This window comes from Bradyrhizobium sp. Ash2021 (assembly GCF_031202265.1).
In the GTDB taxonomy this organism is placed as follows: Bacteria; Pseudomonadota; Alphaproteobacteria; order Rhizobiales; family Xanthobacteraceae; genus Bradyrhizobium.
In genome coordinates, this window is the sequence record NZ_CP100604.1 from 1,814,635 (window position 1) to 1,834,125 (window position 19,491).

20 protein-coding genes and 1 pseudogene are annotated in these 19,491 nt (G+C 58.8%); 16 read left to right on the top strand and 5 right to left on the bottom strand.

Annotated elements, in window-relative coordinates; translation table 11 throughout:
• Positions 1-289: 289 nt before the first annotated feature.
• From NL528_RS08650 to NL528_RS08665, 4 genes are all read right to left on the bottom strand, one after another.
• Positions 290-865 (bottom strand): aminodeoxychorismate/anthranilate synthase component II, encoded by a 576-nt coding sequence (locus NL528_RS08650; RefSeq protein ID WP_309182283.1) that lies wholly within the window; start codon positions 863-865, stop codon positions 290-292.
• Positions 862-2,256 (bottom strand): aminodeoxychorismate synthase component I, encoded by a 1,395-nt coding sequence (gene pabB, locus NL528_RS08655; protein ID WP_309182284.1) that lies wholly within the window; start codon positions 2,254-2,256, stop codon positions 862-864. Before pabB ends, NL528_RS08650 begins: the two co-directional genes overlap by 4 nt.
• A 158-nt stretch (positions 2,257-2,414) precedes the next feature.
• Complete coding sequence (locus NL528_RS08660) at positions 2,415-2,738, bottom strand: Dabb family protein (protein WP_309184833.1); 324 nt, start codon at positions 2,736-2,738, stop codon at positions 2,415-2,417.
• A 200-nt stretch (positions 2,739-2,938) separates the two neighbouring features.
• Positions 2,939-3,577, bottom strand: coding sequence for a GntR family transcriptional regulator (locus tag NL528_RS08665; protein WP_309182285.1), 639 nt, complete (start codon positions 3,575-3,577; stop codon positions 2,939-2,941).
• Positions 3,578-3,689: 112 nt separating this feature from the next.
• On the opposite strand from NL528_RS08665, the gene bioB reads away from it, so the two are divergent.
• From bioB to NL528_RS08745, 16 genes and pseudogenes are all read left to right on the top strand, one after another.
• Positions 3,690-4,724 carry a biotin synthase BioB gene (gene bioB / locus NL528_RS08670; protein ID WP_309182286.1) on the top strand — a complete coding sequence of 345 codons (1,035 nt, stop codon included), beginning with the start codon at positions 3,690-3,692 and terminating at the stop codon, positions 4,722-4,724.
• A 7-nt stretch (positions 4,725-4,731) separates the two neighbouring features.
• Positions 4,732-5,085 (top strand): aspartate 1-decarboxylase, encoded by a 354-nt coding sequence (gene panD, locus NL528_RS08675; protein WP_309182287.1) that lies wholly within the window; start codon positions 4,732-4,734, stop codon positions 5,083-5,085.
• Between the two features lie 84 nt (positions 5,086-5,169).
• A complete protein-coding gene (locus tag NL528_RS08680) occupies positions 5,170-6,324 on the top strand; it encodes an 8-amino-7-oxononanoate synthase (protein ID WP_309182288.1) in 1,155 nt (384 codons plus the stop codon).
• On the top strand, positions 6,321-6,953 hold the full coding sequence (gene bioD, locus NL528_RS08685; RefSeq protein WP_309182289.1) for a dethiobiotin synthase: 633 nt from the start codon (positions 6,321-6,323) through the stop codon (positions 6,951-6,953). Before NL528_RS08680 ends, bioD begins: the two co-directional genes overlap by 4 nt.
• On the top strand, positions 6,950-8,212 hold the full coding sequence (locus tag NL528_RS08690; protein WP_309182290.1) for an adenosylmethionine--8-amino-7-oxononanoate transaminase: 1,263 nt from the start codon (positions 6,950-6,952) through the stop codon (positions 8,210-8,212). Before bioD ends, NL528_RS08690 begins: the two co-directional genes overlap by 4 nt.
• Positions 8,213-8,242: 30 nt before the next feature.
• Positions 8,243-8,411: pseudogene (locus tag NL528_RS08695) on the top strand (3-methyl-2-oxobutanoate hydroxymethyltransferase); the annotation flags it as partial.
• Between the two features lie 437 nt (positions 8,412-8,848).
• Positions 8,849-9,358, top strand: coding sequence for a hypothetical protein (locus NL528_RS08700; protein WP_309182291.1), 510 nt, complete (start codon positions 8,849-8,851; stop codon positions 9,356-9,358).
• A 417-nt stretch (positions 9,359-9,775) separates the two neighbouring features.
• On the top strand, positions 9,776-10,189 hold the full coding sequence (locus tag NL528_RS08705) for a CocE/NonD family hydrolase (protein ID WP_309184834.1): 414 nt from the start codon (positions 9,776-9,778) through the stop codon (positions 10,187-10,189).
• A gap of 163 nt (positions 10,190-10,352) precedes the next feature.
• Complete coding sequence (locus NL528_RS08710; protein ID WP_309182292.1) at positions 10,353-11,240, top strand: branched-chain amino acid ABC transporter permease; 888 nt, start codon at positions 10,353-10,355, stop codon at positions 11,238-11,240.
• 6 nt (positions 11,241-11,246) lie between these two features.
• Positions 11,247-12,191 (top strand): branched-chain amino acid ABC transporter permease, encoded by a 945-nt coding sequence (locus NL528_RS08715; RefSeq protein WP_309182293.1) that lies wholly within the window; start codon positions 11,247-11,249, stop codon positions 12,189-12,191.
• Positions 12,188-12,952 (top strand): ABC transporter ATP-binding protein, encoded by a 765-nt coding sequence (locus NL528_RS08720; RefSeq protein WP_309182294.1) that lies wholly within the window; start codon positions 12,188-12,190, stop codon positions 12,950-12,952. Before NL528_RS08715 ends, NL528_RS08720 begins: the two co-directional genes overlap by 4 nt.
• 3 nt (positions 12,953-12,955) lie before the next feature.
• A complete protein-coding gene (locus NL528_RS08725) occupies positions 12,956-13,672 on the top strand; it encodes an ABC transporter ATP-binding protein (RefSeq protein ID WP_309182295.1) in 717 nt (238 codons plus the stop codon).
• Positions 13,673-13,808: 136 nt separating this feature from the next.
• A complete protein-coding gene (locus NL528_RS08730) occupies positions 13,809-16,148 on the top strand; it encodes a xanthine dehydrogenase family protein molybdopterin-binding subunit (protein WP_309182296.1) in 2,340 nt (779 codons plus the stop codon).
• Complete coding sequence (locus tag NL528_RS08735; RefSeq protein ID WP_309182297.1) at positions 16,145-17,023, top strand: fumarylacetoacetate hydrolase family protein; 879 nt, start codon at positions 16,145-16,147, stop codon at positions 17,021-17,023. The genes NL528_RS08730 and NL528_RS08735 overlap by 4 nt, the downstream gene beginning before the upstream one ends.
• A 9-nt stretch (positions 17,024-17,032) precedes the next feature.
• Entirely contained in the window at positions 17,033-17,254 is a 222-nt protein-coding gene (locus NL528_RS08740) for an SDR family NAD(P)-dependent oxidoreductase (RefSeq protein ID WP_309182298.1), read from the top strand.
• 40 nt (positions 17,255-17,294) lie between these two features.
• Positions 17,295-18,791, top strand: a complete 1,497-nt coding sequence (locus NL528_RS08745) for a porin (protein WP_309182299.1) — start codon at positions 17,295-17,297, stop codon at positions 18,789-18,791.
• Positions 18,792-19,025: 234 nt separating this feature from the next.
• Here NL528_RS08745 and NL528_RS08750 read toward each other — a convergent pair whose 3' ends face one another.
• The gene (locus tag NL528_RS08750) at positions 19,026-19,373 is read right to left on the bottom strand and encodes an Arm DNA-binding domain-containing protein (RefSeq protein WP_309182300.1); all 348 of its coding nucleotides are present in this window, start codon (positions 19,371-19,373) and stop codon (positions 19,026-19,028) included.
• Positions 19,374-19,491 lie beyond the last annotated feature (118 nt).

Here is a 19,491-nt window from a genome sequence, read left to right on the forward strand (position 1 = left end):
GGCAGCCTTCAAGCGGTGGCACGAGCCGGATGATGCGAGAGTATCAAGTCCGGAATCTGTGAGGGACTCGGGGTGAAAATCCCCGGGTCCACTCGGCCTCCGCGCGCACTGGATTTCCAACCGGCGAAAACCGCCGTTCATGGCCTGGTCGATAGTGGGGGACGGATCGATAGGCTCGCCGTCGCTCCACATCCGCTCGTTCCAGCTTGTGAAAACTGCACGGCGCTGAGCCCTGGACGCACAATTAACCTCATTTTGCGCGCAGAACTGTGTCTTCGACCCACGTGCATTACGTCCCTGCGAGTCGCAGGAAGTTTCTAAGCAGCATGTGCCCATATTGGGTAAGTATCGATTCCGGGTGAAACTGTACACCATAGGTCGGCTGTTGGCGATGTGCGAGAGCCATGATCTCGCCTTCGTCCGAACGCGCCGTCACTATGAGAGGCGAAGGGGACAACTCGTCGAGCTCGACTATGAGAGAGTGGTAGCGCCCAACGCAAAGTGGGGATGGGAGCTCCTCGAACAGTGCTCGGCCGTCATGAGTTACATGCGAGGCTTGTCCGTGCATGGGACGACGTGCGCGTACGATGCGTCCACCGAAAACGCTCCCAATACACTGGTGTCCGAGGCAGATGCCGAGAATCGGGACGCGGCCAGAGAGCTCACGGACGACGGCTGTGGAGATCCCGGCTTCGGTTGGAGTGCAGGGGCCCGGCGAGATGACCACTGCGCGTGGCCTGAGCCGAACAAGATCGCTGACGCTGATCACGTCGTTTCGTATCACCTCTGTTGCTTCCCCGAGCTCGCGGAAATAGCGGGCTATGTTGAAGACGAAGGAATCGTAGTTGTCGATGATCGCAATCATGACGCACCGGAATTCCCGGCGCGAAATGCGTCAAAGATGCGCTGCGCCTTGGCGAGCGTCTCCTCGTATTCGGCCTCTGGCTCCGACATCGCCGTGATCCCGCCGCCCGCGTGAAAGACAGCCAAGCCACCGTCGATCGTTACGGTTCGGATCGCAACGTTTGTGTCCATGCACCCGTTAAATCCGATGAAGCCGATCGCCCCGCAATAAGCCTCTCGTGCTATGCGTTCGATTTCGGCGATGATTTCCATCGATCGTACCTTCGGCGCCCCGGTGATGGAGCCGCCGGGAAAGCAAGCTCTTAGCAAGGTAACGGCGTCGTGGTCTCCTGCGAGTTTCCCTGTAATGACCGACACGAGGTGATGCACCGAGGCATAAGATTCGAGGTCACACAGCGCGGGGACCTCGACAGAATGCGCAGTGCAAACGCGTGACAGATCATTACGGAGAAGGTCGACGATCATAATGTTCTCGGCACGGTCCTTTTCGGACGCAAACAGGAATTCAGCGCGGCGCTGGTCTTCCTTCGGGTCGGCGGAACGCGCGATTGTGCCCTTGACAGGTCGGGTTTCAACCTGCCGCCCGTCGAGCTTGAGGAACCTTTCTGGAGAGCTGGATGCGATAGTCAGCTTGCCATAGCGCAGCAAGGCTGCAAAGGGCGCAGGGTTCAATGATCGCAGCTGGCAGTAGAAGGCGAGCGGGTCGAACGAGGTCGGCAGCTTGGCGCTGAAGCGCTGCGCGATGTTGGTTTGGAAGACGTCTCCCGCCAGAATTAAGTCGATGACGCGCTGCACGGCCGCGACGTAGCGCTCGCGGCTGAAGTTCGAACGCCATTCGCTTGCTGTGTTGCAAGAATCATTCTGCGGCGACCTTGGGTTGGCAAGTAGCGCCGCAAACTCATCGGCTCGACGGCGTGCGCGCTCGCTGCGACGTGCGGGATCCTGCTCCGGCCATCCGGTAGAGATGATCCAGCATTTGTCGTCACGATGGTCGTAAGCGATCACTACATCATAGAAATGAAGAATCGCTTGCGGGATTCCCTGTCCGGAAATTGCTGGGGGCGGCAATCGCTCCAGTGTCCTGTTCAGATCGTAGGCAAAGAAGCCGGCCGCACCTCCCTGGAACGGAGGGAGGTTTGGGCGATGCTCTTGCGGGTATGTGGCGAGAAGGTTGCGAAGGGCCTCCCATGGATCGCCCTCGAGCACCGCTCCGTTGCAACTCGGCTGTCCGTCGGCGATCACGTAGGTGCCGAACGGGTCGCAGGCCAGATATGAATAGCGCCCAAGCAACTCGTGTCTAGCAGCGCTGTCGAGAAACGTGAGGTGCGGCCGATGTGCGAGACATCGCATCGCAGTGATAGGCTCGATCCAATGCAGTTCGCGGGCGTGCATCAGACCACCGTCACCATAAGCGAGGGGCGTGCGGGGAGATATTTTCCGACTTGTGCTCCCCATCCCAACGAGGGCAGCCCTCTTTTGGGGCCTGCGCACTTTTGAGCTCGATCGTCAGATTAACCCCCTGCCAATTGAGTGCGCTGCGCTGGGGTAACTTAGCTCGTCTTCACCGTTGGGCCGAAACGCGCATCTGCCGTGATGTCGTAGTCGGCCGCGAACCGTAATTCCCGGAGTGGTCGCACCCGCTTGATCGATTCCTGGTATAGATCATGCGCTTTGTAAGCCGCGAGTTCCGTCTCATTGTCGAATTCACCATAAACGACGACGTCGATGTCGTTGCCGAGTTGATCCGCCTTTCGGTTGCGAGCGACCTCAAGCCGGCGCGCATGTGGGATCGTGGTGAGAACCGATAGACCGTCGAGCATTTGGTCGATGTCGGCCTTGTTCTTAGCGGTGAACAGGACAATGTGGCGGATCATGGCTTGCCATAGGGTGAGGTGCAATGCGGCCGCATGAGTATCTTGCCATCGAGCCTGAAGCAACGCCAATTTCACTGGTACTTTCCAGGATTGACGAGGCTCAATCGCTCGGGACTCCTCGGATTTCGGCGTCGAAGATGAACATGCCGAAAAGACTCATCGCGCCGCAACGCGGACACGCCAGACCGATCGTTCCCGCGTTACGACGCGGCAATGGTGAGACGTTCGATGGTTTGAATGTGACGTGCGAGCAGGCTGCAGGCCTGCTCGACATTGCGCTTTCGCAGTGCTTCCAGAATCAAACGGTGATCCTGATTGGAGCGCGGCTGCCAGCCGGCGCTGCGCGCCGTCGCGAACACCAGCCGGGAATTTGCAAGCTGCAAGCCGTCGAGGCTGGCGAGAAGTCGCGGCATGGCGCAGGACACCACCAGCGCATGGTGAAAGGCGCGGTTGGCGGCCTCAAAATCCTGAATCGTTTCGGCGTTGTCGCCCTCGATCAAGGCCAATTCGATGCGTGCCAAATGGGCCGGCGTCAGCTTCGGCGCGGCATGCCGCAGCGCGACCACTTCCAGCGCCGCGCGCATCTCGGCGATTTCTTTAACCGAGTTCGGATCAAGCGGCGCGACCCGCACACCCCGACGAGGCACGCTGACGGCAAGATGTTGAGCCTCCAGTTGCCGGAATGATTCACGCACCGGCACGTGGCTTGAGTTGAATTCCCGCGCGATATGGTCCTGCCGCAGCGGAGCGTCCGGCTGCAGGGTGCCATTGACAATGCGTTCGCCAATCGCTCGCGCGATACGATCCGCTGTCGTCATGTTCTCCCCGTCGACCATCATAGATTATCTATCATAAAAACACGTGCACTTCGCTTCTCTCCTGATAAGCTGAGATTATGGCAAAAATCATAGATAATTACTTCAATTATCTATGATCATCGAGGCATATCTCATGACCCCTGTCCACAGAGCCGACCAGACCGAAGGCAACCCGAAAGAGCACGTCCGCCACGACTGGACCCGTTCCGAAGCTGAAGCATTTTATGAATTACCGTTTGCCGACCTGACCTTTCAGGCCCAGAGCATCCATCGCCGCAACTTCGATCCCAACCACGTCGAGACAGCGAGTCTGCTCAGCATCAAGACCGGCGGCTGCCCCGAGGATTGCGGCTACTGTTCGCAGAGCGCGCATTATGACACTGGTCTGAAAGCTACGCGGCTATTGGATCAGGCAGATGTGGTCGCCACCGCGCAGCGCGCCAGGGACGCCGGCGCCACTCGCTTCTGTATGGCGGCGGCATGGCGCAATCCGAAAAACCGCGATCTCGACCAGGTCTGCGAGATGGTCAGCGCGGTCAAAGCTCTCGGCATGGAAACCTGCGTCACGCTCGGCATGCTGACGCCGGCGCAGGCAGCGCGATTGGGTGACGCCGGACTCGATTTCTACAACCACAATGTCGACACGTCCCCTGAATTCTACGACAAGATCATCTCTACGCGCACGCTGCAGGATCGCATCGAGACGCTTGCGCAGGTGCGTGACGCCGGCATCAAAGTCTGCTGCGGCGGGATTGTCGGTATGGGCGAGCGCGTCGAGGACCGGCTCGGCATGCTTGTGTTGCTCGCCAATCTCCCGAGCCATCCGGAGAGCGTGCCGATCAACCTCTGGAACGAGGTCAAGGGCGTGCTGGTCAACGACACGGCGGAACGTCCCGACCCGATCGCGCTGGCGCGGTTGATTGCGGTCGCCCGCATCATGATGCCGCAGAGCGTCGTACGGTTGTCTGCCGGGCGGCAATACATGACCGATGAACTGCAGGCGCTGTGTTTCCTGGCCGGCGCGAACTCGATCTTCATTGGCGATGTGCTGCTGACCACAAAAAACCCGCAGCGTGAACGCGATGCGGGTCTGCTGGATCGACTCGGAATCAAATCCCGTCTTAACCAAAGCAAGTCAACGCGCAGCCAGCGCCAAGCTCGAGTGTAGGTAACAAATGCAAATTACTTTGATGAAAGGCAAAATTCATCGCGCCTCGGTGACCCAAGCCGATCTGCATTATGAGGGCTCGATATCGATTGATCGTGCGCTTTTGGACGCTGCGGGATTTTTGATCAATGAACGTGTCGAAATCTACAACATCGAAACTGGCGCGCGCTTTGCCACCTATGTGATAGAGGCGCCCCAAGGATCGGGCATGATAGGGTTGAATGGTGCGGCCGCGAGACTTGCGATGATTGGAGATAAGGTCATCATTGTTGCATACGCCTCCTTTGAGGAGGCCGAAGCAAAAGCGTTCAAACCGCGCGTTGTGTTGGTCGACAAAGAAAATCACATATTGCCAGGTTGAAAGCCGCGAGGCCGGTGCGGGAGCTTTCGTTTTTATTGGTCGTCAAAGGCTTAGCGCGAGCGATGACTTTCCTGGAAGTGAACAATGATCCCAATCCATGCGGACAAGGTTGCCAGCTATGTCACAGCCTTGCATGCCTTGAAAGACGATGACCGGCTGCGCGGCCTCAAGCCCCGCGCTGGCATCGATTTTGCCTCGAACGATTATCTCGCGCTGGCGAGCGCGCCGCGTATGAAAAAAGCAGTCTGGGCGGCTCTTGAGGCCGGCACGCCGATCGGGGCCGGCGGATCGCGGCTTCTGCGCGGAAACTGCGAGGAGCACGAAAGCCTCGAAGCAGAAGCCGCCCGGGTTTTCGGAGCGGAGGCAGCGCTGTTTTTCGGCGGTGGGTATGTCGCAAATTTTGCTGTCCTGACAACGCTGCCGCAGCGGGGCGATCTGCTCGTTCTCGATTCTCTCGTGCACGCCAGTATTCACGAAGGCGCACGGGCCGGCCGCGCCGATTTTCGCGTGAGCACCCATAACGACTCGCAGTCGGTCGAAGACACGATCCGCGACTGGCGAAGGGAAGGCGGAGTGGGCCGCGTCTGGATCGTGGTCGAAAGTCTCTACAGCATGGATGGCAATTTCGCGCCGCTCGCAGAGCTTGTCGAGATCGCGGACAAGCACGATGCGTTCCTCCTGGTGGACGAGGCCCATGCCACCGGCGTCTACGGCGAGCAGGGACGAGGACTGACCGCGCCCTATGAGGGGCGCGAAAATCTGGTGGTCGTACATACTTGCGGCAAGGCGCTGGGCGCGGCCGGTGCGCTCGTCACCGCGCCACGCGTGCTGCGCGACTTCATGGTCAACCGCTGCCGTCCGTTTATTTTCGCCACCGCGCCGTCCCCTTTGACGGCCGTGGCAGTGCGGGAGGCGCTATCGATTCTGCAGGACGAACCGGAACGGCAGCAACGTCTGACCAACTTGATCGCGTTCACACATCGCGAAATCGGCGCACGGAGCGGTTGGCGTCTCTCGGGCTCGCAGATCCTGCCGTACATCGTTGGCGACAACGCGCGTGCGATGACGCTGGCATCCGCCCTTCAGGCTCGCGGGTTCGATATTCGTGGAATACGGCCACCAACCGTGCCGGCGGGCACGGCACGGTTACGAATTTCCCTGACGCTTAACATCGTAGAGAATGACGTGCGTGCGATGCTCGATGCCCTGACCGAGGAGACGGGGGGCGAGGCACGATGAGCCAGCGGATCGTGGTGGCGGGCACGGACACCGAGATCGGCAAGACGATCTTCTCCGCAGGGCTCGCCGATCTTCTCGGCGCGAATTATTGGAAGCCGATTCAGGCCGGGCTCGAAGGAGAGACCGATTCCCGGCTCGTCGCGCGGCTGGGTCGACTCTCTGACGATCGCATCGTGCCGGAGCGTTACCGCCTTGAAACGCCCGCTTCGCCTCATCTTGCCGCGGAAATTGACGGAGTTCGCATCGACGCGGAGTCGCTCGACGTGCCGGATACCGGGGTGCGCCCGCTGGTGATCGAGGGCGCGGGTGGGCTGATGGTGCCGCTCAATCGCGACACACTTTACATCGACGTCTTAGCGCGATGGCGCCTGCCGGTCGTGCTGTGCGCACGCACTGTGTTGGGCACCATCAATCACTCGCTGTTGTCGGTCGAAGCGCTGCGAAATCGCAAGATCGAAATTCTCGGAATCGCATTCATTGGCGAAAGAAATTCCGACAGTGAGAGCGCTATTTGTGAGATCGGACGGGTACGGAGGCTCGGCCAGTTGCCCAGCCTTTCTCCTCTCACGGCAGACACACTGCAGGCCGCGTTCAAAGCCTCATTCCGCCGCGCTGATTTCAAGCTATGACTGTCAAGAAGTCGCCTATCTGGCATCCGTTCACGCAACACGCACTTCAGCACGAGATGACAAAGGTTGTGCGCGGGCAGGGCGCTTATCTCTACACGGAGGACGGGCGACGCATCATCGATGCAATCGCATCCTGGTGGGTGGTGACGCACGGCCATTGCCATCCAAGCATCGTCAGCGCCATTCAGAAGCAGGCAGAAAAGCTCAACCAGATTATCTTCGCCGGCCACACCCACGAACCGGCCGAAGAGGTTGCTGCGCTGCTTTTGAAACTTGTCCCCCGCAGCCTCGACTACGTCTTCTTTTCCGACAGCGGATCGACCAGCGTGGAAGTGGCGCTGAAAATGGCGCTCGGCTACTGGCATAACATTGGCGAGCCGCGCTCACGCATTGTTGTGATGCAGCACTCGTATCACGGCGACACGGTGGGGACGATGTCGGTCGGTGCCCGAGGCGTCTTCAACGCGGCGTACGGACCGCTTCTGTTCGACGTCACCTCGGTCCCGTTCCCGGCTTTGGGCCATGAACAGGCGACGCTTGATGCGCTCGAAGCTGCGTGCCGGGATGAAAATCCAGCTGCTTTTATCGTAGAGCCTTTGATGCTGGGCGCGGGCGGGATGCTGATGTATCCGGCCTGGGTGCTGCGGGAAATGAAGCGGATCTGTGAGGTAGCAAAGGTTCTCTTCATTGCTGACGAGGTCATGACCGGTTGGGGTCGCACGGGCACATTGTTTGCTTGCGAGCAGGCGGACGTGTCGCCGGATATTGCCTGCTATTCAAAGGGTCTGTCGGGTGGATCGCTTCCGCTCGCGGTGACGCTCTGCCGCGCAGACATTTTCGACGCGCACTATTCGAAAGATCGGACACGAACGTTCTTTCACTCGAGCTCTTATACGGCGAATCCGGTGGCGTGCGCCGCCGCAAAAGCAAACCTGGATCTTTGGCAAAATCGGGAATCCCGCGAACGCGTCGGTTCCGTAGCTGCGATGCAGGAAAAAGGAATTGAACCATTCCGCGCTGACGCGCGCTTCGGAAACGTCCGTAGGACCGGTACCGTCACGGCGCTCGATCTGATAGGGTGCGACAAAGGTTATCTTGCCAGCAGCGGCCCGAGGCTTCAGGCCTTTTTCAACAGCCGCAATCTGCTACTGCGCCCGCTTGGCGACACCATCTATGTCATGCCGCCTTATTGCGTCACGGCGGCGGACCTCAATGAAATCTACGCCGCAATCAAAGACGCGGCCGATGCGCTGGTTTGAATGAGACGCGCTCAGAGCGCGCGGCACGTGCTTGTGCTGGTGGACACGCTGTTCGGCTCCTACGAGGCGTCGAAGGAGCAGGCGTTTGATTCCGCGGCGCGGATCCTCAAGGAGACTCACTGCGGTGCGGTGAAGCTCGAGGCGGGTCGCGGAGACCATCGCGTTTCTGTCGGAGCGCGGTGTGCCAGTGATGGGCCATAGAGAAGGTGATGATGGAGCGATTGACGTCCAGCTCGGGCACAAGTTCGCGAATATAAATCGGACGCTTGCGAAGGAATGCGAGTCGGGCGCGCACCCCTGGCTTCCGCTTCCGACCTGGCGCGGTGGAGCTACCTGAGCGGCATTAAGCCTATTTAGGTCGTTGTGTCCGCGGAAGCGGGATCGCCATCGAAAGCGCAGTCGAGCGGCAAACGCTCCTCACGCAACGTGGATCCGCTTCGTGCCGCGACACAGCCCCTATACCTACGCGGATTTTTCGGGCTAGCGGCGCCTTTAGGTCGCTATATTGCCTATAAAAGATCGATTATATTACAATAATGTAGGAATGAACGATTTTGTGTGGACTCAAGTGCGATCCGATGATACGGTGGCTTATTGACAGAGACAGGCCCAACAGAGGTTCAGGAGAAAGTGCAGATGTTCGAGGGTGTTAAGGACAAGGATCTCACTCGGGAGCAGGTGATCGAGCGGAACCTGAATGTGGTGGAAGCGCACTTTCACAATGAAACCCCGGAAAGTGTCGACAAGGCCATTGCTCTCTATGCCGACGACATCATCTGGGAAGCCCCGCTGCGCGGCATCATCATGACCGATCCGGTCGAGATCAAGAAAAACTACATTGGGATCTTCAAGACAGTGAAATACAACAAGACCACGGCACTCCGACGGTTCGCTACCGAGGAGTACGTGTTCGACGATCAGATCGCAGACGTCCAGATCGTGGGAGACCAGATGCCGAACCTGCTATTCCCCATCGGAAGTAGATGCAGCTGTCGGATCACTCACGTTTTCTTCATGCGGGATGGAAAGATTCGACGCGAGATCGCCTACGAGGGATTCCGTCCATGGGGCGGTCCGGCCGACCTGGATTCAATTCCGGAGGGCTCTGAAGTGGTGGTCTACGACAGCGAAGTCGTAGGTACCTAAAGCCGCGTCCAGCTCGTCGGATTCACGCGAGCAATCATCAGAGATGCCCAGTTGCCGAGGCCGCGATTGTCGAGTACGGCCTTCGGCCCCTTTGTGGCTACACCGGATCAAAGCATGCGCGAAGTGCGACGAGGAGAATGGGAGCATGAGCAAGGGCTCGAACACGACGCGCCTCATCGAGGGGCGAGACAACATGGTCGCGATGCGCGATGGCGTCAAACTGGCCATCGACGTCTATCGCCCCGACGCTCCGGGAAAATTCCCCGTGCTCTACGCCTGCGCACTCCATAACGAGGACATGCAGGGGCCTGATATGTCGGACGCGCTTCCTCCCCAGCCGGCATACTCTCCGTTATGGTTCGGTCCGATTGAAGCGGCGATACGCGGCGGTTCGTCGCGGAAGGGTACGTCCACGTCATTGCGCAGTCACGCGGTGCTGCGAAATCGGAAGGGCGCCTTCAAGACGAACAATGGGATCACTACGATGTCATCGAGTGGATCACCAAACAACCCTGGTGCGATGGCAAAGTCGGGATGGTCGGTATCTCCGCATATGCCGGCGAGCAATGGCGCGCGGCTGCCCAGCAGCATCCGGCCTTGAAGGCAATATTCCCTTACGACGCCTGCGGCGCGTATGGAGGCCTTTTCGGATTCCGGGATTTCTATCCGGGCGGCGTCATCCATACGTTTCCGTATCTGCTCGACGTATTCACTACGATCCATGAGCCGCGCGGGGTGCCGGGCTCGCTTTCCCCGGAGCAAGAGGAGCTCTGGAAACGGGCAATGAGAAGCTGTGCGAGGCGCTGCGGGGCCCCTATTCAGGCGTCATGAGCGCGTATGATTTTTCGGCGGCTGATCTCAACGGCATCAAGCTGTCCGATTTCATCTTTTCAAAGCTGGTGGCGGGTCAATTCACACGTCTTCCGTTCAAGGCGAAAGAGTAGGCGTAGTTTCGCAAGGACATGTTGGCTTCGGCGCAATCCGGGGAAATGAAATGAATGTTGGCCTCGTTGCGCAATCGCTATTAGCAGGCATCACCAATGGCCTGGTCTACGCCTTGATCGGGATAGGAATTGCTGCCATCTTCAAAGGCAGTCGCGTGGCAAACGCGATGCAGGGTGAATTCAGCGTCGTCGGCGCAATCGTCGTTGTGCTGTTGATGACAGGACATCAATGGCCCTACTGGCTGGCTATCGTTGCCGGATGCTTAAGCGGCGTTGTGATTGGCGCCCTGATTGAGATCACGTTTATCCGACACCTGATGCGCAACAATGCGCCGGAAGACAGCTATCTGCAATTGACAATCGGCATCAGCCTGACGATCGCCGCCTCGGTTCTGTTCTTTTTCGGTCGAGAGAGCCATCTTCTGCCGGGTTTTGGCAGCGGCAAGGTTTACATCGTCATGGATGCCGTCGTGCAGGAACACGCGATCTGGCTGATTGTGATCAGCGCGTTGCTGACATTGGGCCTGAGACAGTTTTACAGCCGCACCTCGATTGGCCTCAAGATGATGGCGGCGTCGATCGATGCGGATGGTGCCGCGAGCATCGGCATCAACGTCGCGCTGATGCGCACACTCACTTTCATGCTTGGTGGACTGCTGGGCGCTATCGCCGGCATCCTGATCACGCCGATCATCCCGGTCGACTACATGGTCGGCCTGCAATTGACGCTCAAGGGATTTGCGGCTGCGATCCTGGGCGGTCTCACTAACCCGCTCGGAGCGGCACTTGGTGGTCTCATGCTGGGGGTTGTCGAAGCCCTGGTAATCATGGGCGTTTCGTCCAGCTATAAAGACGTGATCACTTTCAGCCTGCTCATCCTCATCATGATCGTAATGCCGAACGGGCTTTTGGGCCGTGCCGGAAGGGCAGGGGGGTGACCAGTCATGTCGCGCGCGCTTCTTCTTACGGCGGTTATTGCACTGAGCCTGGCATTGCCCCCATTCTTACCTCGCCATCTTGTCGACCTGCTGGTTTTCACCGGCATTTACTCCATCGCCGGACTGGGCGTCGGGCTCCTGCTCGGCCAATGCGGGATCGTTAACCTGGGGCAGACCGTTTTCTATGGCATTGGCGCCTATTCGACTGCGTACGTCACGGTACAGGTTGGTGGCTCGCCTCTCGGCGGCTGCGCAATCGCCATCGTGCTATCGGCTCTGCTGGCGCTGGCGGTCGGATGGCCGATCTTGCGCCTGACCGGTTACTTCCTCGCGTTGGCGACCTTGGCTCTCGGTATCATTGCAAATGCGCTGTTTTACGAATGGAGCTGGTTGACAGGGGGGACGCTCGGTATCGGGGGCGTCCCGAAGTTGCAACTCTTCAGCTTCGTTCTCGATACGCCGCTGCGCTTCTACTATCTCGTGGTGACGGTGATGTCGCTCTGCCTGCTTCTCGCGCATAATCTGACCCGCAGCAGGAATGGCTTGATGCTGCGGGCGATGCGGGACGCACCCGAAGCCGCCACCAGCCTGGCGATCGACCTGCAATGGTTGCGCACACGGATATTCATCCTGAGCGCAGTGATGGGGAGCGTCGCAGGTAGCCTGTTCGCCCATTATGGTGGGTACGTCAGCGTACAGAGCTTCGGTATCGATACGTCGATCAGCTTTCTCTTGATCCCGGTTCTCGGCGGAGCCACCTCGTTGCCAGGAGTGGTGGTTGGAGCTTTGTTCATCACGTTGCTGCCGGAACTGCTCAGCCGCTTCGGGAATGTACATCAAATCCTGTTCGGGCTCGCTTTGGTCGGCGTGGTCGTACTGATGCCAACCGGCTTGATGGGCGCTCTGGCTTGGCTTTGGCAACGTGTCAGCCAACGCGCGGCCAAACCATGAGCGACATGGCGGATCTCCTTGCGCTCGATCGGTTGGGCCACAGCTTCGGTGGCTTCGCGGTCCTCAGGAGCGTCACGTTCTCAGTTCCGGTGGGCGATATTGTCGGGCTGATCGGCCCTAACGGATCAGGCAAGACGACACTTTTTAACATCGTCAGCGGATACATCGCTCACCGCCATGGCAGTGTGCTCTATGGCAAGCGCGACTTGTCGGGAACCTCGATCCAGGAACGCTCTAAAGCCGGCATGGTACGAACCTTCCAGACACCGAAGGTGTTCGAACAGATGACCGTGATTGAGAACATCATGGTGGGAGCCTGCAAGATCACCCGCAGCGGCATGATCGAAGATTTGCTCCGGCTGCCGCGGTCAAGGAGCGACCTGCGCCACCTTCGCGAACGGGCTGAGGAGATATGCGTCAAATTCGACCTCGCCGACGTGCGCAATCAATTGTCGCGCACCCTGCCGGCCGGACAGCGGCGCATTCTCGAAATTGCCAGGGCTGTCATCGGCCAACCTAAGCTCCTCATGCTGGACGAACCCTCGTCCGGGCTGAATGCGGACGAGATCGCCAATCTTCGGCGCTGGATTGAGCTACTCAACGCCGAAGGGACCAGCATCCTGCTTGTGTCGCACGATATGGAACTGATGGGGGTCGCGGATCGGGTTCATGTCCTGTACTTCGGCGAGATCATCGCCAGCGGTGACATGGGGGAAATTCAGCGCAACGCGAAAGTCCGCGAAGTCTATTTGGGAACCTAAGGCATGCTGGTTGTTGAGGGACTCACCGCAGGATATGGTCCGCTGGTCATACTGCGCGATATCTCCCTCAAGATGCTAAAGGGCGAGGCGGTTGCCATTGTCGGTGCCAATGGTGCCGGAAAGACCACGCTGGTCCGCGCGCTTTGCGGGCTGAATAGGGCACACGGGGGCCGCATCGTCAAAAATGGCATCGATATCACCGGCTTCCCGGCTCACGCCAGACCACGGCACGGGATGGCCGCGTTATTGGAAAACCGTCGCTTATTCGGCGAGTTCACCGTTCGTGACAATCTGCGCTTGGCCGAGGAGGCCGGACGGAAGCATCGCGGGCGCGATCTTCGTTTCACGTGGGATGACATATGCGATCTGTTTCCCATGATCGGCGAACGCGAGCGTACCCGCGTCGAATTGCTGAGCGGCGGTCAACAGCAGATGGTGGCGATCGCCCGCGGCCTCCTGCTCCAGCCGGATTTACTAGTACTTGACGAACCATCGACCGGTTTGGCGCCCAAGGTGGTGAAGGAGATCTTGCAGGTGCTGCACAATCTGCGTGCGCGGGGCATGGGAATTCTTCTCATCGAACAAAACGTCGGGATCGCGATCGAAATCACAGATCGCGCCTATGTCATGTCGTTGGGCCGTATCATCCACGCCGTGGACGGAAATGAATGGCGCGGCTTCATGTCCGATGAGCGGCTCGCAAAGGCTTTCTTAGGCTAGAAAAATCGATTTAATATCTAGTTCATCCATACAATCGATTATTTAGTTGACTGATTCGCGCTCGTGTGGTGAATTGGGATCAGAAGTCTATCAGCGGGAGCCTCCTCCGGCTGCCCAACGCGGAAGCGGCGTTCGCATGGAAAAATACGGTATCGGACAACCAACTCGACGCTTCGAAGATTCGCGCCTGCTGCGCGGACGCGGCCGGTTCCAGGATGATCGCAATCTACCAGGTCAAGCTTACGCAGTGGTGCTCCGATCGCCGCATGCGCATGCCCGTATCCTTGAGCTCGATACCGCCGCGGCCAAAGCGGCGCCGGGTGTGCTCGCGGTCTATGGCGGGGCGGATTACGCGGCGGACGGACTTGGAATGCCAAAGGCGACGATCCCGCGTAAACGGCCCGATGGCTCGCCGATGTTCGCGCCGCAGCGTCCCGCTCTGGTGGTTGATCGTGTCCGTTATGTCGGCGATCCGGTTGCCCTGATTGTCGCTGAGACCCTGGCGCAAGCGAAGGATGCTGCAGAGCTCATCGGCGTAGATTATGAACCGCTGCCGGCTGTCACCTCAACGGCAGAGGCCGACCAGCCTGGCGCCGCGCGGGTCTGGGACAAGTGTCCAGACAACATTTCCAACATCTCCGAGAAAGGCAACAAGGACGCGGCCTCGGCAGCCTTCGCGCGGGCGGCGCATGTAATTAAGAGACGCTATGTCATCACGCGGGTGCATGCGCAGTATATGGAAACCCGTGGCGCGCTGGGCGCTTATGATGCGGGGGATGAACGCTACACCCTCTATACCGACTGCCAGTATCCGCATCGAGTCCGCAACATGCTGGCGAGTGCAGTCTTCCGTGTGCCGGAAAGCAGGATTCGCGTCGTTAGCGGTGATGTCGGCGGCGGGTTCGGCAGCAAGGGGTGGCAATATGTCGAACATCGCCTGGTGTTGTGGGCAGCCAAGAAACTTGGCCGGCCCGTCAAATGGACTTGCGATCGCTCCGAGGCCGTTCTCGCCGATGAACACGGCCGCGACAGCGTGGGTGAAATCGAGCTCGCGCTCGACGAGGCTTATCGCTTCGTGGGCTTGCGGCTGAAGCTCGTCGGAAATATCGGCGCGTACGTTGCGTCCGACCGCAGTCTGCTGGTGCCCTCGATGATGATCGGGACCGTGACGGGCGTCTACGACATTCCAGCCGCATACGTCGCGGTCATCGGCGTTCTGACCAACACAAGCAATACGGCGCCTTACCGCGGTGCCGGCCGGCCGGAGGCGATCTACCTGATTGAGCGCCTGATCGACGACGCGGCGCGCGAGCTGAAGATCGATCGCCTCGAATTGCGGCGTCTCAATATTATCCCAACGGCCGCTATGCCGTATCAGAACCCGCTGGGGTGCTACTACGATTGTGGCGACTTTCCAGGAAACCTCGATCTCGCGCTCGAAGTGGGTGACTACGCCAACTTCGAATGCCGTCGTCGAGTGTCGCTGGAGCGCGGCCTCTTGCGCGGCATTGGTGTAGCAAACGCGATTGAGCAAGCCGCGACCCCGACCCAATCGGAGTTTGCGGAGATCCGCTTCGACACGAGCGGTAGCGCGCAATTGCTGATGGGCACCAAGAATCAAGGGCAGGGACACGAGACGACCTTTAAACAGATACTGCATGAGCGTTTGGGGCTGGACCCACGCGACGTCCATTTTGTCGACGGCGACACCGATCAGGTGGCCTTTGGAATGGGCACCAACGGCTCGCGCTCCACAGTGGTGGGCGGTTCAGCAATACATTTCGCCGCGGAGAAAATCGTCGAAAAGGGCAAGCGTATCGCCGCACACTTGATGGAGTCCGATGCGAAGGATCTGGAGTTTTCCGACGGTAGATTCTTCGTGACGGGGACCGATCGCTCGATGACGTTGAAGGACGTCGCGGTCGCCTCATACTTGCCCCTGAAGCTGCCGCCTGGTTTTGATGGCGGGCTGTATGAATCGGCAACCTATGCGCCGGCCAAAGATACGTTCCCGAATGGCTGCCATATCAGCGAAGTCGAGATCGATCCGGAAACCGGCGAAGTCAAATTGCTCAACTACGTGATCGTCGACGATGTTGGAACTGTGATCAATCCGATGACCCTGAAGGGGCAGATACACGGAGGCATTGCCCAAGGCGTCGGTCAGATTCTCATGGAACGTGTCGTCTACGATAAAGAGTCCGGTCAGCTTCTGACCGCGAGCTTCATGGACTACGCGATGCCGCGGGCCGATCTGTTCAGTCACATCACGGTGAAAAGCAATCCCGTTCCGACCAGCCTGAACCCCCTTGGTGCAAAGGGCGCCGGCGAGGCCGGCTGCGTCGGCTCACTCCCGGCAGTGATGAACGCCATCATGCATGCGCTTGAAGCCGCGGGCGTGCTGCGGTTCGACATGCCGGCGACCAGCGATCGCGTGTGGCATGCCATCCGCTCCGCATCGGAGGCAGCGGCATGAACGTTCTCGAAGGCAACCGCATCGAACGGCGGCGGGTGCTGCATGGTGGCAGCCCCCAATGGGCCGTTCCGGCTTCGGACGGCTTACGGCTCGACGACGGCCGTGTGGTTGCGCTGAACGAGGTGAAGCATCTGCCGCCGTGTCGGCCGACCAAAATCCTGTGCGTGCACACCAACTACATGTCGCGGTATTTCGAGGTGCTCGGCAAGACCGACGGGCTGCAGGCACCCACCTTCTTTCAGAAGCCGCTTTCGGCGATCAACAATCATGATGGTGAGATCGGCCTTCCCGACGGTTACAAATTCCTCAATTATGAAGGGGAGCTGGCCGCGATTGTCGGTCGACCGATGCGCAACGTCGCGCCGGAGCAGGTGTGGGACTGCCTTGCCGGTTTCACGGTCGCAAACGACGTCAGCCTGCACGATATGCGTGATGCCGATATGGGAGGCATGGTCCGCGTCAAGGGCGCCGATGGATTCTGCCCGCTCGGTCCGGGCATTGTCCGGGGTCTGGATGTTCGCCAGTCCACACTGCGCACCTACCTCAACGGTGGTCTGGTGCAGGAGTCTCCGATCGCCGAGATGATCTTCGGCATCGATTACCTGATTGCCGATTTGGCGCGGCATATCACACTTGAAGCCGGCGACGTGATTCTGACCGGAACTCCGGCCAACTCGCGTCCAATGACCGCTGGGGACGTCGTCGAGGTGGAGATCACCGGAGTCGGCCGGTTGCGCAACACCGTCCAGCCCGTGCCCGCGCCCAGGATGCAAATCGGTCATCAGCCGCAAGACAATCCCGCAATCCGCAGCGTTGCGCTTGGCAACGACGAGCGTCTGCCAGCACAGCTCCGCCGCGGCGCGCTCACACGGTAGAGAAAAATCATGGACCTCGGACTAAAAGACCAGTCGGCCATCGTTTGTGCATCCTCCCGGGGTCTTGGCGAAGCCTGCGCCACGGCGTTGTCGCGTGAAGGCGTGCGCGTCTACATCAATGGCCGCAACCAAGCGACGTTGGAGGAAGCCGCGGCGCGGATCGAAACTGCGAGCGGTCGCCGGCCCCATGCGGTGGTCGCGGACATCTCCACAATCAGCGGTACGATCTAGAACTTTCACAAGGAAGCGGCCAATAGGGGGGTTAACTGCAATGGGTTCAAAGTCGAGATTTGTTAAAAGTATCATACGCGGCACCGGGAAGAGCTTCGCGTGTGCTGTTGCGTCGGCTGGCTTTGTCGCCAGCGCCAGCGCCGCGGATCTGGATGGGCTGGTTTTGAAGGCGCCGCCAGTAATGCCGGATCTCACTTGGCATGGCATTACGCTGATCGGCGCTATCGATGTCTCGGGGCAATATGAACAACACGGAGCGCCGTATGCAGGTGGTGCCACTACGTCCTCGTCGCTGATTACCCCGTGGAATAGAAGCCCCCAATGGCTTTTCGCTCCCAGCCAATCACTTCAATCCTTCTTGGGTGTCAAAGTTGAAGAACCCATAACCTCTGATGTAAAATTTATCGCCAGGGCGGAAATGGGCTTCAATCCAACCACCGGCGACATTTCAGATGCGCTCAAGAGCACCCAACGAATGAACGGCATTCCGTTGAACCTGCAGTCGATGAATGGTGACGGCTCTCGTGCTGGGCAAATTCTGAACGGCGAAGCTTGGGCGGGTTTCGACAGCAAGCCGTGGGGCACAATACATATCGGTCGCAACAATGCTGTTGCGCTCGATATGTTGGGCGCGTACGATCCCCTCGCCTCGTACGGATTCTCGCTCTTCGGTTACGTCGGTCTCTTGGCGGGGCAGGGCAGCGCGGAAACCCCTCGTATCGATGATTCAATAAAATATCTCAACAGCTGGGGCCCGATCCGTACCGAACTTATGTATGGGCATCCAAACACGAACGCAAAAGACTTCTTTCAGGGAACTATCGGATTTGTACGTCCGAACTTCTCTATCGACTTAATCGCCGGTCACGTCAGCGATATGCTGTTGGTCAATGCGCTGGCCGGCCCAGCTAATTTGGGTTCGCAGTTTCTCGGCGCACGCGTCTTCGACACCAATATGTACGGGTTCCTTGCGAAGTATGTGTTCGATCTCAGTGGAGGCGGCGTGCTGGCTACGTCCGAGTCGAAGTTTACGCTGAGTGGTGGATACCAACGTCTCGATTTCTCCAATCCAGCCGACGGAGGTTTCGCGCCGGGACATACAACGATTGGAGACTACCAAATTGGCCCGGTTTTCTCAACCAGCGCTTCAATCGCGACTGGGGTCGTAAACTATGGCTTCACCGGCGGAGATCGTTTGGTTGATATTAGCTTCATCGCGGGTAAATATCAATATGATTCACATCTATCGCTCGCGCTTGCCTATTATCGCTATGATCAAAACAGTTTCGGATTGGGCGTGAACGCTATTCCCGGTATCGTGGCGCCGTCGTATTCAAGCAAGAGCTGCTCGAGCAGCGCCTTCTTCAACTGTTCTGGCAATGAGCAGGTGGTCTCGTTCCGAGCCGATTATCAGTGGACAAAGAATCTGATGCTTTACGCCGGCATTGCCTACTCCAAGGTCAACGGTGGTTTTGCATTCTCTTATCTGACCACGTCTACGTTCGACCCGACCGTGGGTTTAAGATTCACCTTCTGATATATTAAACGAATATGGCGGGCGACAGCGCGCCCGCCATATTGCTTTATCTTCTCTGTGGGAGCCGATCCAAGAACTCGCTGAGTCGAATCAATCGGGGACGGCTCTATTGCGAGAGGCTCGATTCGAAAGAATTTTCGGTGTTAGAGCCTGAACTTCGGCGATATGCCGGCGCCGCGCGGCCTTCGTCTCTCAACTGATCTGACGGAGGAATGGGGACTATGCTTTCGCCGATCAGTCCACCAGCTCAACGCTGCCACGCTTGATTGTTGCTTCGCGGCGCGCCAACTCCGCTGTCACGATGCCGAATTGCCCAATCATGACCCGGCGCGTCCGGCCATGACGTCGGTATTGCACCAGAAAGAATCGCTTACCGCTCGGCATGACGCGCACATCGAATCCCGGAAGATCGGTATCGAAGGCGATGAAGTCTTTCGGTGCGGCCTTGAGAGCCTCGACTGTCCGTTTGGTGATCCTAATTTTTGCCATGCCTGTACTCGTTCGTGAAACGTTCCGACCTTCAGTTTTCCGATCAGACGATGCTTCGTGGAAGCGTCGTGGAAGCGGTGCGACGAAAGTCATGGCGTAGCGCTTCGCAAACAAGGTACGAGGGCGCACGAGAATAAATCAAGCCTGCTCAATAAGTTGTGGTAGGATAGCGTAAGGCGTGCGGCGCGTTCGCAGAGCAGCGAAAACCGTG